Origin of the sequence: Micromonospora sp. NPDC048986 (assembly GCF_040649335.1) — a bacterium.
GTDB lineage: Bacteria > Actinomycetota > Actinomycetes > Mycobacteriales > Micromonosporaceae > Micromonospora > Micromonospora alfalfae.
Genome location: NZ_JBEZFJ010000002.1, coordinates 442,328 through 455,120 on the forward strand (window position 1 = coordinate 442,328; position 12,793 = coordinate 455,120).

The 12,793-nt window shown below is 69.6% G+C and carries 12 protein-coding genes; 6 read left to right on the forward strand and 6 right to left on the reverse strand.

The window, feature by feature from the left end; genetic code table 11:
* Nucleotides 1-311: 311 nt before the first annotated feature.
* On the reverse strand, nt 312-782 hold the full coding sequence (locus AB0B94_RS07020; protein WP_112678499.1) for an Rrf2 family transcriptional regulator: 471 nt from the start codon (nt 780-782) through the stop codon (nt 312-314).
* 116 nt (nt 783-898) lie between these two features.
* Between AB0B94_RS07020 and AB0B94_RS07025 the strand changes: the two genes are divergently transcribed.
* Complete coding sequence (locus tag AB0B94_RS07025; RefSeq protein WP_357269432.1) at nt 899-1,366, forward strand: cupin domain-containing protein; 468 nt, start codon at nt 899-901, stop codon at nt 1,364-1,366.
* A gap of 79 nt (nt 1,367-1,445) precedes the next feature.
* Here AB0B94_RS07025 and AB0B94_RS07030 read toward each other — a convergent pair whose 3' ends face one another.
* Nucleotides 1,446-3,929, reverse strand: coding sequence for a M14 family zinc carboxypeptidase (locus tag AB0B94_RS07030; protein ID WP_357269435.1), 2,484 nt, complete (start codon nt 3,927-3,929; stop codon nt 1,446-1,448).
* A gap of 233 nt (nt 3,930-4,162) precedes the next feature.
* On the opposite strand from AB0B94_RS07030, the gene AB0B94_RS07035 reads away from it, so the two are divergent.
* From AB0B94_RS07035 to AB0B94_RS07050, 4 genes are read left to right on the forward strand one after another with little or no spacing between them, the layout of a single operon-like run.
* Nucleotides 4,163-5,191: a hypothetical protein gene (locus AB0B94_RS07035; protein WP_357269438.1), complete on the forward strand. Its 1,029-nt coding sequence runs from the start codon at nt 4,163-4,165 to the stop codon at nt 5,189-5,191.
* On the forward strand, nt 5,178-5,705 hold the full coding sequence (locus AB0B94_RS07040) for a hypothetical protein (protein ID WP_357269441.1): 528 nt from the start codon (nt 5,178-5,180) through the stop codon (nt 5,703-5,705). Before AB0B94_RS07035 ends, AB0B94_RS07040 begins: the two co-directional genes overlap by 14 nt.
* Nucleotides 5,702-6,241, forward strand: coding sequence for a hypothetical protein (locus tag AB0B94_RS07045; protein ID WP_357269444.1), 540 nt, complete (start codon nt 5,702-5,704; stop codon nt 6,239-6,241). Before AB0B94_RS07040 ends, AB0B94_RS07045 begins: the two co-directional genes overlap by 4 nt.
* A 47-nt stretch (nt 6,242-6,288) precedes the next feature.
* Nucleotides 6,289-7,236, forward strand: coding sequence for a hypothetical protein (locus tag AB0B94_RS07050; protein WP_357269447.1), 948 nt, complete (start codon nt 6,289-6,291; stop codon nt 7,234-7,236).
* 38 nt (nt 7,237-7,274) lie between these two features.
* Here the strand turns inward: AB0B94_RS07050 and AB0B94_RS07055 are convergent, their stop codons facing one another.
* From AB0B94_RS07055 to AB0B94_RS07070, 4 genes are all read right to left on the reverse strand, one after another.
* Nucleotides 7,275-8,630 carry a glycoside hydrolase family 6 protein gene (locus tag AB0B94_RS07055; protein ID WP_357269450.1) on the reverse strand — a complete coding sequence of 452 codons (1,356 nt, stop codon included), beginning with the start codon at nt 8,628-8,630 and terminating at the stop codon, nt 7,275-7,277.
* A gap of 235 nt (nt 8,631-8,865) precedes the next feature.
* Nucleotides 8,866-9,819, reverse strand: a complete 954-nt coding sequence (locus AB0B94_RS07060) for a cyclase family protein (protein ID WP_357269453.1) — start codon at nt 9,817-9,819, stop codon at nt 8,866-8,868.
* A 114-nt stretch (nt 9,820-9,933) separates the two neighbouring features.
* Entirely contained in the window at nt 9,934-10,830 is an 897-nt protein-coding gene (locus AB0B94_RS07065) for a DUF1963 domain-containing protein (RefSeq protein WP_357269457.1), read from the reverse strand.
* An 88-nt stretch (nt 10,831-10,918) separates the two neighbouring features.
* Nucleotides 10,919-11,338, reverse strand: coding sequence for a VOC family protein (locus AB0B94_RS07070; protein WP_112583511.1), 420 nt, complete (start codon nt 11,336-11,338; stop codon nt 10,919-10,921).
* A gap of 260 nt (nt 11,339-11,598) precedes the next feature.
* Between AB0B94_RS07070 and AB0B94_RS07075 the strand changes: the two genes are divergently transcribed.
* Complete coding sequence (locus AB0B94_RS07075; RefSeq protein WP_357269460.1) at nt 11,599-12,786, forward strand: amidohydrolase family protein; 1,188 nt, start codon at nt 11,599-11,601, stop codon at nt 12,784-12,786.
* Nucleotides 12,787-12,793: the final 7 nt, after the last annotated feature.

Consider the following 12,793-nt stretch of genomic DNA (forward strand, 5'->3'; position numbering starts at 1 on the left):
GTCGCGCACCTCTCTGATATGCCCTGTCCCCAGCACTCCTTGCTCGGCGCGCCGGCCCCCTGCCCTTTCGATGAGAGTTCGCCATGGCCACATCGTCCCCACCCTTCACGGACGCGGCAGGCAAGAGCGCAACGAGCCGCTGCCACTGGGCGTCGGTGAGGTCGTGCCGTCTCGTCACCGCCAGGGTGGTCACTAGGTCTCCGGTATGAAGTTCGAGCGTGGTCGCTGAACCGTCTACCGGAGACCTCTCCAGTTATCGATCACCACCACGCCGTGACCTCACCGGCCACCCACGACTTCTGAAACACGCCTTAGCGCAGTTCCACGATCCTGGCGCGGGTGTTGGCTGGCGCTTCGGGGTGCCCGCGCTCGACGTCGGCCCGGACGTCCGCAACGGTCTTGCCGGCCAACTCCCGCCGCCAAGCCAGGTCGGCGCCGCGCATGGCCTGAGCGAACGCGCAGGACTGTCGATAGTCGACGCCCGCGTGCTCGCCCGGGCCCTTGCGGAGGATCTGGTCGCACTGAAACAGCTCCTCTGGGCCCTCGATGGCGGCCACGATGTCCAGCAGAGAGATCGCCGCCGGGGTCCGTGCCAGTTGGAAGCCGCCACGCGGCCCCGAGGTCGACGTGAGGATCCCGGCCCGGGCCAGGGCTTGGAGCTGCTTGTTCAGGTACGCCGGTGGCAGCTCGTAGAAGGCGGCGAGGGTGCTGGTCGGCACCGGGGCGTCCAGCCAGCTCAGGTTGAGGCACGTGTGGAGGGCCCATTCGACGCCCTGGCTCATCCGCATAATCCTGGACTCTACCTGTCCAGAACTTGTGACCCGCGCCATGATCGCTGGCGTGGGCTGATTCTGGACACCTAATGTCTAGGAATCGACGGACGACGAAGGAGACGACAATGACTTTGGTACGCGCAGCCCAGGCCGAGGTTCTCGACAGCGATCCGGCCAGCGTGATCACGCTGCTCCTCGACCCCGAGCACACCGGCGGCGCCCTGACCAGCAACCGCACACTGCTCAAGCACGGCACCGACGGTGCCCCGGCACACCTGCACACCCACTCCGGTGAGCTGTTCTTCATGCTCGACGGCGCCCTCGAGATGCTCGTCGACGACGAGGTGCACACCCTGCACAAGGGAGACGCGCTCTTCGTCCCGCCGAACACCCCGCACGCCTTCGCCCCCGCCGACGGCCAGGACGCCGACTTCCTCGTCGTGATCACCCCCGGCAAGCCCCGGTTCGACTACTACCGACTGCTCGACAAGGTGCACCAGGGCGAAGCCACCTGGCAGGAAGTCGGCGAAACCCAGGACCGCTACGACAACCACTACGTAGACAGCCCGTTGTGGGCCGGCCGGCGAGGCTGACCGACGCGACCCTTACGTGCAGAGGTTGCCCCGCCGGCGCTGGTGGTCCGCACCGACGGGGCAACGATCGCCGTGAGGGCTACCTCTTGGCGATCCTGATCGTCGCGGTGCGGTAGTTGTTGCGCTTGTCGTTCTTCGTCGGGTCGTAGTTCTTCTCGATGTTGCCGGCGCTGTCGACCGAGAACCAGTTGAACGTCGTCGTCTCGGTCACGTGGAACACCTGCCCCGGCTCACGGAACTCGGTCGCCGCGTAGCGGGGCGACTCGAGCGTGGGCCGGCTGCCGTCGGTCGTGTAGTAGATGGTGGCCGGCTCGCTGGTCTCGAAGCGCACGTCGACAGGCCCGGAGTAGCGCCCAGCGCCCGGAACCAGCTGGGACGTCGGGTCCTTCTTGTCCCTGCCCCAGTCGGCCGCGACCCGGAACATCTCCATGATCCCGTTGGCGTACTCCATCGTCTCGGCGTGGCCACTGACGAGCTCGGGGTTTCCGTCCCACTCCGGCTGGAACGAACCGCCCTGCCAGTCGCCGGTGGCCGGGTTGTAGACGGAGCCCCCGACCTCCCAGCCGAACGCGTAGATGCCGTAGGTGTGGTACAGGTCCTCACGTACGTTGCCCGCCGAAGAGTAGAGGACGTCGGACGAGCCGCCGACGTTCTCCGGCGTGACGACAGTTTCCCGGTGCGCCTTGACCTGCGACAGGATCCGGGCGGCGGACTGCCAGTAGAACGCCTCGTCACCCAGCGGCGGACGCGGCGTGGTGATCCGGCCGTCCGCGATGTAGGCGCCGGGCTGCCAGAAGAGCTGGCCGCCGTTGGAGTGCACCGACATCATGAACTTGATGTTCTTGTACTTCTCGACCAGCCAGATGATGTTCTTCGACTCGGGCTCGGACAGCTCGCCCGGCCCCTGGTAGGTGCCACTGACGCAGTTGGTCGACCCGCCCGCGTAGCCGTCGTGGCCCGACCCGACCCGGTAGTTGCGGTTCAGGTCGACGCCCCAGGAGTTCCGCTGCGCCGGATCGGCGCTCGCGTCCGGGCAGTGGTTCGTCATGTTCTTACGCTGCGAGGCGAAGTTGTAGAAGCTGTAGTTCGCCCCGTCGGGATTGTTGGACAGGATGAAGAAGACGTCGGTGTTCTCGACGATCTTCTTCGTCTCCCGGTCGGACCGGTAGTTGTGCACCAGACGTTCGGCCGACTCCAGGCTGGTCGTCGCCGGCACCCACTCGCGGGCGTGGTCCTGCGCCTGGATGAGGACACCAGGCTTCTTTCCGTCACGGTGCTTGCCGATCCGCAGGACCGGGATCGTCGCGGGGCCGCGCGGCACCTCGCCCTCCGGTGCGCCGACGCGCTTCTGGTCGAGGAAGTCGGTCAGCGCGACCGGGCCGGCCGTCGGCGCGACGATGCCGGTGCCCTCGTTGGTGCGGTACGGGTGCGCCCGGTCGATGAGCCCCGCTGAGCGGGTCCGCAGCGCCTCGGCCACCTCAGCTGCCGTGCTCGCCGGCGCACCCGAGGCGTCCGTGGCGAGCAGGACAACTACGGCCTTGCCGGTGACCTGCACCGCGAGCGGAAGGTTCGCGTCGGGCCGGTCCACGAAGTCCACAGTGATGTCGTTGCCGCCCTGGTGACCCCACGCCGCTGAGGTGACGACGACAGCCGCCTGCCCCGTACCGCCGATCTGGGCCTGCGCCTTGCGTTGGTACCCGTTCGTCTGGTTCGGCAGGTAGACGATCTCGGCGATGTCCGGGTACTGACGGGCGATCTCCTTGGCACGGCTGTAGAGCTGCTGCGGGTGCCGGTAACCGTCCACGAAGTCCGACTTGTAGGACGGGTTCGCCGTCAGCGGCGGCGGGGCGTCCTCCAACCAGTTCGAGACGACGCCGGTCGCGACGCCACCGGTGGAACTCGTCAGCTTGATCTTGTTGGGGCGTACGTCGAGCTTGAAGAGGTTCCGGTGGAACATGTACTGCCCCGAGTCGACGAAGCGGCTCATCGTCCGGGCGAAGCCGAACGGCGTGCCCTTCCCCGAGTCGTTCTCCAACTGCATCCCGACGATGGGGTCGGCCTGCTGCCCCTCGGTGGTCCGCGCCTCGACGTAGAGGAAGCCCTGCCCTTTTGTGGTGAACCAGTCGGCGCGGACCACGCGTACCGTCGCGTCGTGATTCGCCGGCTGAGCCGCCCGCGCGCCGGCCGCGCCGATGCCAATGCCGCCGTCGGCCTCGTTGCTCCAGGCGAAACCCGCGTCGTCGCCGAGCACCTCGACGCCCATCGTCGTGAGTTCGGTGACCTGCTCGGCGGTCACCACCGCTTCGCCCTCGATGCCGTTCGGCACGCGCCGGAGGCCGTGTTCGAGGTCGAAGCCGGCTGCGGCCACCTTGTCCAGCATGTCGGCACCGGTCAGCCTGATGTGCACGAGGCGTACCGACTCACGATCCTCAGGCTGGGATCGGCTGGTGGTGGCGGCTGACGGCCCCATGGGATCCGCGCCCGCAGAGCCGGTCGTCACGAGGATGCTACCCACCAGGGTGGACAGCGCGAGCAGCGCGATGCGCCGTGGTGATCGCCGCATTCCCCCTCCTTCTGCCTACGACGGGTGATTGCCGGCGGACCGGTCCGGTGAGCGTATGTGGGTTGGCAGCTCCAGTGGCTCACGTCGATCGAATTTGAGCATTCCTTGAGGCGACAGTCGATCCCGCCCTGCGCCGCCGCGTCCGTACCCCGGTCAGCCTGTCCCCCGGCGGAGGGAGCGCCTCCCCATTTGTCGGGGAGGAGAATCGATCCGCAACCGGCGACCGTGGGTCCATGGCTGTCATGCAGATACCGACCCGCGCAAGACAGTGGGCGCTGGCCTGTGCCATGTTCGTCGTCGCTGCGGTGGCCCAGCGGCTCTACTGGATCGCGGGTGGCCGGTGGGGGTACACCGCCTGCGACCGCACCGATCTGGTCGATCCGGCGGGCGGGTGCGGCGCGGACCAGGTCGTGGCGTTGCCGTTCTGGTCGGGGTGGGGCGCTGTGGGAGTCGGCGTCGCCCTCGCGGTGGTGCTCGGGTGCACTGTCCGGTTTCCCGGCACCCGGGCGACCGTCGGTAGCTGGGCCGCGGCCGCGCTGCTCCTCGTCGTCGCGTTCCCGCTGCACCTGGTCTTCGAGATTCCGGCAGCGCTGGCGGGGCGGCCCTCGGACTGGCGTGACCTCGGGGCCCGGCTCGTGCTGGTGGTCGGTGGCGTCCTGTTCGCCGGGCTCGCGAGCGCATCCGGGCCTCGGCGCGCACCGGCCGCCGTCGGCTACCGACCGGTGCCGCGGTGGACGCGCCGCTGGGCGTACGTCGCCGTCGCGCTGCCCGTGGTCGGTTGGGCCGTGCCGCACGCGCTGTGGGTGCTCGGCGTTCCGATCGGCATCTCCGAGCGGGAACTGAACGACATCGAGAGAGACCTCTCCACGCCGACCGGGGTGGCGATAACCCTCGTCCCGCCGCTCGCCGGCCTGCTCGTTCTCGGGCTGGTACAGCGGTGGGGTCAGCAGTTTCCGCGCTGGGTGCCGGGACTACACGGTCGACAGGTCCCCCGACGGCTGGCGGTGATCCCGGCCGGCGTGGTGGCGCTCACGTTGGTCACCTACGGCGTGCTGAGCGTCGCGGTGCTCGTCGGCCAACTGTTCACCGGTGACGCGCGCTGGTCCGACGTATGGGAGGGGTGGGCCGCCGCCGCCACGCCGCTGGTCTTCCTCGGCTGGGGAGTGTCGTTGGCCGTCACCACCACCGGCTACGCCCTCACCACCTCGGCGGACACCGCCACGACCGCCTTCCAGGATCGGAGCGTCCATGAAACCCACTGACCCTGCCCGCGTCTGGACCGCCGACCCGTCAGCCTGGGCGGTCTGGGCCGCCTACGCCGTCCCGCTCTGCGTCCTGCCGTCCGCACTCTGGCGACTGTCGTTGGTGTTCACCGACAATGCCGTCACACAGTGGTACATGATCTTCCTGTCCGCGTTGTCGATGGGCCTGGCCCTGTTGACACTCGGGCTGGTGCACGGGTGGGGACAGCGATGTCCACGCTGGTTACCCCGCGTCGGAGGCCGGCGCATACCCGCGCGTCCGGTCGTGCGCGTCGCGCTGATCGGCGGCTGGTCGCTCGTCGCCATCTGCGTCTACTTCCTCCTGAACCACAGGTTCCACCTCGTGCAGAGCACCTGGGTTGGCATCGGCGACGACGAACCGGTGCACCCGACTCCCGGTTGGGAGGTGCTCCGCTACTACGCCCCGATGCTCGGGTGGGGACCACTCGTCATCGCTGTGGCGGCCGACTACGGCCGGCGCGCAGCCATTGGTCGAAGAATGGAGAAGCCATGACAATCCGCAGGTTGCTTGTCGCCGTACTCGCCGGAGTCGTGACGGTCGTCGGTGCCCCGGCGTCGGCGCGGGCCGACGACCAGGACCCACCGGAGGTGCCTGCCACGCCTGGTGCGTGGATCGCCGGCAGCGGCGGCTTCGTCTACGACGAGCCCGGGATAGTCGATCATCAGATTCGGTTCGGCGTCCTGGGCTGGGTCGACCGCCACGGGACAGGCCACGGCGTGCTCCACTTCCGGCACGCGAGGCCCGACGGGAGCGTGGCGAGCGAGGGGCACGCCGAGGTGACGTGCGTCAGCGTGGTGGGCGACACCGCGCTGGTAACCGCTGTCGTGCCGGAAGGCGGCAGCCCGATGGTCAACCACGTCTTCGCCCTCAAGATCATTGAGGGCGGTCCGGGTCGAGCTGACCAGATCGAGACGCTCCAGGCCGGTGGCGATCCGACGAGACCCGCCAAGCGGTACTGCATCGACACCGCGCCGTTCAACCAGTCCCGCTACCCGGTCCGACCCGGCGGCTACGCGTTTGGCACGTGACGTTTCAGCGCCTGCGGGAGCAGAACGTCAGCTCCTATTCTTGCGTGGTGTCGTACGCCGATCTCACGTATGCCCAGTGGAATGACCTCTCCGACGGCGCTGCCCGGCGCCTCGCCGAGGAGATCGCCGACCGGCACTGTCTGACAGTGCCGGTCGGCCCCCAGAACACCGTGTACGCGGGGCTGTCGCACCGGACAGCGCTGTTCGAGCGGGACGGGATGCGGTTCGCTCTGGTACCCGGTGGCCGACCGACGCTCGGCTACGACGCGGCCCGTTTCCGGCCCACGTCGGACCAACTGGCCAGCTACGCCGACAGCGCCGCGGAGTACGGCCTTCCACCGATGGCCGAGTACGTCGACGCCATGACCTCGTCGGTGCGCAGCGTCGAGTTGCCGGCGATGCTGGTCGCAGTGGAGGCGTTCGACCCCTGCGACGCCCCGCTGGCGCCGGACGACCCCCGGGTGCTCAAACTCATCGCGTCGGCGGGGGATCAGCTCGACGGGGTGAGCACGTTCCGGTCTGCCGGCGGGCTGAGCGTCGAGTTCGACCAGACCGGGCGGGTGACGAGGGCCCGAGCGAGTACTGACGTGTCCTACGACGAGGCGATGGCTCAGCTCGCGAGCACCGGCCTACGGACGACAACCGCGGATGAGTGGGAGTGGGCGTGTGGAGCGGGGGCGGCGACTCTGTTCCGCTGGGGTGACGACTGCCCCAACGACGGCTACCCGTTCGACTACACGACCGGAGTGCACAGTGAGACCAACCTGTGGGGGTTGGCGATCGGCCAGGATCCGTACAAGCACGAGGCGACCACCGAGCGCACCGTCGTGTGCGGCGGCGACGGCGGCAGCACCACCTGCGGCGGCAGCGGCTTCTTCCTGGGGTGGCTCGCCCTCGCGACCGCCTACCGGGACAAGGATTTCGGGCAGTGGCTCGCCTCCGCCGACGGGTACGCCGAGGAGATCCTGACCCGGCCCGTCCTGGAGCTGAGCTGAGCAGCGCCGAACCGGGCCGGCGTCGGGTGAAACGACGATCACAGGGGCGGCCAGGCGTTGGCCAGCAGTTGACGGAAATGCGCCGGGAACCACTCTCCGAGCGGCGGGGCGCCGGCCATCGCGCCGGTGTCGTAAACGGATCCGCGCGGCGGCAGGTAGTTCGGGTCGCACAACGGCTCGTACGGCTGGCCGACGTTCGGGCTGCCGCTGGCGCCATCGGACTCGCCGGGCGGCTTGACCCAGACGTAGGCGTCGATGCCCGGTTCCGGCTCGGCGACCGGACGCTGCCCGAGGCCGGCACCCCTCTGGTTGCACCAGTTCCCGATCGCTGCCCGCCGGTCGATCCGGCTGCCGTCGACGTACCGGTTCACGTCGCCCGAGGGCCCCGGGCCGGTGGGTCGGCTCGGGCCGCCCCACCCGTTGCGTGAGGTGTCGACGACCACGCCCGCGTTCGGGGAGAAGCCGGCCTCCGTCAACAGACCCCGCAGGTGTCGCACGTAGGGCACCTCGTCGATGAACGGGTTCCAGTCGACCCACTTGGACTGGCGCACCGGTTGGCCGTTGATGACATCGTCGGAGCGGAAGTACTCCTCGTGCAGGACGGAGTAGTTGGCGGTGTTGGCGACGAAACCATGAACGTCGGCCAGCGTGCTGCCGGCGGCGGTCGCGGCCTGCGACAGCAGCGCCGTCAGCGGACCGGAGTCCTCCGGCCAGCCGACTTCGGCGTGGTGACTGATGTCGAGATACGAGTAGACGTTGGGTACGGTGCCGAGCCGGGCCAGGGCGTAACCGATCCCGTGCTGGTAGGTGCCGCGCGCCAGCGCCTCGTCGCAGGCCGCTGTGGCCGCGTACCGGTTGCCGGTGTTGACGACAAGGTCCGGCAGCGAGTTCGGCTCGACGAAGACGACGATCCGCAGATCGGCGTAGTCGGGAGTAGCGAGGATCTCGACGATCGGGTCGACGAACTCCGCCCGGTACCGGGCCAGGTCGCCGATCGACAGCTCACCCTGCGGGGCCTGCCGGCCGCAGTCGCGGCCCGGCAGATCGTACAGGGTCAACTGGACGAGGTCGGCGTGCTGTGCGACGGCGGCGTCCAGGTGCTCGCGCAGGCCCATCCTCCCGTCGTCTCCCCCGATCCTGGCGATGCGGTCCAGCCAGACCGCTGTCGGCTGTCCGGCGACAGCGTCGCCGCCGGTCTCCGCGGTGGCGTGGTCGACCCACTCGGGATTGACGTAGACCTGGGCTCCGACATAGGGGTTGGCCGCCCGGTGCGGCGGATCGGCGGCGTTGGCTGGACCGGCGGCGGCGAGGACCCCCACGACGACGACGGAGACGGCGGCGGCGAGGACCGGCCGAACCCGGGCGGGTACGTGTTCCCGGCGTGACATGGTCATGGTGGTAGCCCTCTCAAAACCTGACCCGGCACCGCCCCGCGGCTACCGGCCCGGCCCGGTCGCTCCGACCGCGTCACAGCGCGGCCACAACCCTGCCAAGGATCCACATCCTTCTATCTACAACAGCATTATGCAGTACCGGCTGCGGACCGGGGGCCCTACGTGGGCACGATGGCCGCCATTGCTGCATGTGTGGCCCCGACTACCGATGCGGCGGCAGACGCCGCGCGGGTGGTCAGAACGTGGCGATCGGGTTGACCGGGCTGCCGGACGTGCCGGCGAAGCGGACCGGTGCGACCGCCAGCTGAAAGTCCCACTGGCCGAGCTCGGCAGCCGTCGTCGCGCAGGCCTCCAGGTCACAGTTGTCGAGCATCCACAGGCCCATCGCGACGAGGCTCACGGCGTGGACCGGCATCAACACGTCGTCGTACCCCGACGGCTGAACGTCCTGCGGGGTGTCGGCGCCGATCAGCGCCACCCCCCGCTCATGCAGCCACGGCAGGCAGGACGCGTGCCAGCCGGCCTGCGTGAAACCGCTGGCCGCGCCGTTCTCGTGCCGGAAACGGCCAGAACCGGTCCGCAGGAGTACCGCGTCGCCGGGCCGCACCTGCACCCCCTGGCGACGCTCGGCCTCCGCGAGATCATCGGGATGGACGCCCTCCCCCGGCTCCAGCCACCGCACACCGCGGGCCGCCGCGACGTCCAGCAGGACACCGCGCGTGACGATCCCGTTCGCGGCCGCCGTGACGGCAGCCCACGCCGAGCCCGTCTCGGCGTCGACAAACGAGTGCGACCGCCCGTTGTACATCGTGCCGTCCCAGAAGATGTGGCACGGCGAGTCGAGGTGGGTGAGGGTGTTGCCGTGGTACGAGATGCCGAGCCGCTCCGACGAGAAGCCCCAGCGTCGGTCGGCGTGGAAGGCGGGCGGCATGTTCTCGGCACCCGGCATGTCGGCGGTGCACGGGCACGTCGTCGTCGACCGCTCCATGTCTCCCGGCGCGGAGACCTCCCACGCGCAGGACACGCTCCTGCCGTGCCGTACGGCCCGCGCCGCCGCCAGCCGGACGTCGTCGGTGATGTGGTTCAGCGTGCCGAGTTCGTCGTCGTCGCCCCACCGTCCCCAGTTCGACAGCGTGTCGAAGTACCCGAGCACCTCGTCCTGGGTCGGCAACGGTCGTCCTGCCGTCATGTCAGCATCGACTCCTCTGGTCACGCGGTATCGAGGCACCGCAGGTCAGGGTAGCCCGCCTTTTGATCGACGGACGATGGCCTCAGGCAACGCGGGTGCGCCGCCGCGGCCGTTCTACTCACTGAACTCGGTCACGGAGAGCGCCTCGTCCAGCCGACCGGCGGCGAGGTCGTCGTGGCGGATGACGAAGCTGCCGTAGTAGAACTCCTCAGCGAGGGAGAAACGGGCGAGCGACACCCACTCGCTCGTCAGCCGATGCTGCTCCTTCTCCAGTTGGGTGTACCACTGCGCCACCGGGACGACGATCTCGCCGGCCTTCTCCCGACCGGCCAGGGTCTGCTCCGCGATACTCCTGATCACCTCGTCGTCGACATACCCGCCGATATCGGCGCTGGCAAGCCCTTCATCGGGCGGCCAGAGGTCGTCGGCCAGCGCACGAAGCTCCCCCAGATGCGGCAGGTCGCGCTCCAGGTCGCGGGTCAACTGCTGCTGAAACGGCGACAGGTCGTCCTCGTCGTCGTCGTCCTCGTCGTCATCGTCGTCCCGCGTCGCCATCCAAGGGGGCAGTCTCGCGACCAGCGTGGCGAAGACGTCGTACTGCTCGCCGACGAAGGTGGGGATGTGGGGTTGTTCCGCTACCTCGGTATCGGTGTCGGCCGGTAGATACACGACCCGCGCGTACCTCCGGTCTCCGGTGGCGCCGGCCAGGTGGTCCTCCTGGTGGGCCAGGAAGAAGAGCAGCGAGCCAGCTGCCGGCAGGCCGAAGCCGTCGACTCTCGGCAGCGCCGCACAGTCGACGGAGAAGATGAAGGGCAACGGGTTGGCTCCGGCGGTCGGCCAGTCGGTGCCCACCGGCAGTCGGGGCAACCCACCGAACTGCCCGACCGGCGCGCCGCCGGAACCCCCGCTCAACCGGATCGCCAGACGCAGGTGTGCGGTGAACTTCCCGATCTCGTCGTCCGGAATGCCCACCTCGGTCGCGGCACGGCGGAGCTGCCCTTGATGATCCATGGAGCAGCATGATGCCAGGCGGACACGACGAGAGGACGCCAGGTGAGCCTGTGGCTCGCCCTGTCGGCACCCCACCGCCGCCCGACGGTCAGAGGCCCTGCCCCACCTCGACCAGGTAGCCGTCCGGGTCGCGCAGGTAGCAGCGGATCTCCGTTCCGTGGTCCTTCGGCTCGGTGAGAAAGTCCGCGCCCCGGGACTTCCACTCCTCGTAGAGCTTCCGAATGTCCCGGACCCGGACGTTCATCGCGCAGCTCAGGGTGTTGGAGTCGGCCGGCGCCTTGGCCTGCACCGTCGGCTTGTCGTCCGTCGGACCGCCCTCGACGTTGATGATGATGTAACTGTTGAAGAACTTCATGATCAGCGGGCTGCTCTCGTGGACGCAGGTCGCCCCGAAGACCCGCTCGTAGTACTCCCGGGACCGCGCCAGATCGCGAACGATCAGCAAGGTGGCGAGGAACATCCCGTCCTCGGGCTCGAAGTAGTCGGGTGCCGGGTTGGCCAGTGCCATGACAGTCCTCCTGTCGGTGCCCGTTCAGCGCGAGAAGTCGGGCGGCGTCGTATCCCCCGCAGCTGGTGGTGAAAACACCACCGCGGCGGGTGATGTCCCGACTGACCCACCAGGCGCCGACACCGCTGGGGGATGGCATATCGCTCTGGCGAGGGAGGCCGCGGTGCCTGCGGCGATGCGATGGTCAGGCGGTGACCGGTGGCCGCCAGCGAACGAGAGCGTCGGTGATGGCGGCTGCGGCCGGGCGGGGTGAGGCGACGATGACCAAGCATGCTGTCCGGGTGGCCCGGCTGTTCGACGGCGAACGGCTCGTCGACGGCGAAGTGCTGGTCCTGCTCGCCGAGGGGCGCATCGTCGACGTGCACCGGGGTAGCGCCGAGGCGCCGGAGGGCTGGTCGGTACGTGCGGAGCCGAACGGCACTCTGCTGCCCGGTCTGGTCGACGCGCACGTGCACCTGTGCGCCGACGCCGGTCCCGACGCGCTCGGCCGGCTCGCCGATCGTCGCGAGTCGGACCTCGACGCGGTCGTCGAGGCGTCCCTGCGTACACACCTGGCGGCCGGCGTCACGACGGTCCGGGACCTGGGCGACCGGCGTGACGCGGTGCTGCGTTGGCGGGACCGGCGGGTGCCCGACGACCTACCGACCGTGGTGGGGTCCGGCGCGCCGCTCACCAGCGTCGGCGGGCACTGCTGGTCGTTGGGGGGTGGGGCGAGCGGTGTCGACGGGGTTCGTGAGGCCGTACGTCTGCGGGCGGCGGCCGGCGCAGATGTGGTGAAGGTGATGGCCAGCGGCGGGGTGTTCACCCCGGGCACCGACACCACGAGGCCGCAGTTCACCGACGAGGAGTTGACCGCCGCACTGACGCAGGCCCACGATCTGGGCCTGCCGGTGACCGCGCACGCGCACGCGCTCAGCGCTGTCGAGCAGGCGCTGCGCGTCGGCGTGGACGGCATCGAACACTGCACCTGCGTCACGGCGGCCGGCGCCGGTGTCCCCGCTGAGCTCGCGGACCGACTGGCCGCGTCCGGGGTGGCGGTCTGCGCCACGCTCGGCACCGACCCGGCCGTGGTCACGCCGCCCGAGGTGGTGGCGATGGCGGCGCGGGCCGGGCTCAGCGAGGCCGCGCTGCGCGACGGCGTTGCCACAATGCATCGGGCCGGGGTCCGCCTGGTGGCCGGTTCGGATGCGGGCCTCGGCCCCGCGAAGCCGCACGGGATCCTGCCGGAGACGCTCGTCGAGTACGTGGGCTGCGGCATTCCCGCCACCGCCGCCCTCGCCGCGGCCACCTCGGTCGGCGCCGAGGTGTGTGGTCTGGGGCGACGCAAGGGCCGGGTCCGCCCCGGGCTCGACGCCGATCTGCTGATCGTGGACGGCGATCCGACGAGCGACATCACGGTGCTGCGCCACCCGCTGGCCGTGTACCTCGCCGGTGACCTCGTGAGGTGAAGGTGTC

Coding starts and splice junctions, on each gene's coding strand:
- AB0B94_RS07020 (WP_112678499.1), bottom strand. CDS start 782: ATGAGCCAGGGCGTCGAATGGGCCCTCCACACGTGCCTCAACCTGAGC.
- AB0B94_RS07025 (WP_357269432.1), top strand. CDS start 899: ATGACTTTGGTACGCGCAGCCCAGGCCGAGGTTCTCGACAGCGATCCG.
- AB0B94_RS07030 (WP_357269435.1), bottom strand. CDS start 3,929: ATGCGGCGATCACCACGGCGCATCGCGCTGCTCGCGCTGTCCACCCTG.
- AB0B94_RS07035 (WP_357269438.1), top strand. CDS start 4,163: ATGGCTGTCATGCAGATACCGACCCGCGCAAGACAGTGGGCGCTGGCC.
- AB0B94_RS07040 (WP_357269441.1), top strand. CDS start 5,178: ATGAAACCCACTGACCCTGCCCGCGTCTGGACCGCCGACCCGTCAGCC.
- AB0B94_RS07045 (WP_357269444.1), top strand. CDS start 5,702: ATGACAATCCGCAGGTTGCTTGTCGCCGTACTCGCCGGAGTCGTGACG.
- AB0B94_RS07055 (WP_357269450.1), bottom strand. CDS start 8,630: ATGACCATGTCACGCCGGGAACACGTACCCGCCCGGGTTCGGCCGGTC.
- AB0B94_RS07060 (WP_357269453.1), bottom strand. CDS start 9,819: ATGACGGCAGGACGACCGTTGCCGACCCAGGACGAGGTGCTCGGGTAC.
- AB0B94_RS07065 (WP_357269457.1), bottom strand. CDS start 10,830: ATGGATCATCAAGGGCAGCTCCGCCGTGCCGCGACCGAGGTGGGCATT.
- AB0B94_RS07070 (WP_112583511.1), bottom strand. CDS start 11,338: ATGGCACTGGCCAACCCGGCACCCGACTACTTCGAGCCCGAGGACGGG.
- AB0B94_RS07075 (WP_357269460.1), top strand. CDS start 11,599: ATGACCAAGCATGCTGTCCGGGTGGCCCGGCTGTTCGACGGCGAACGG.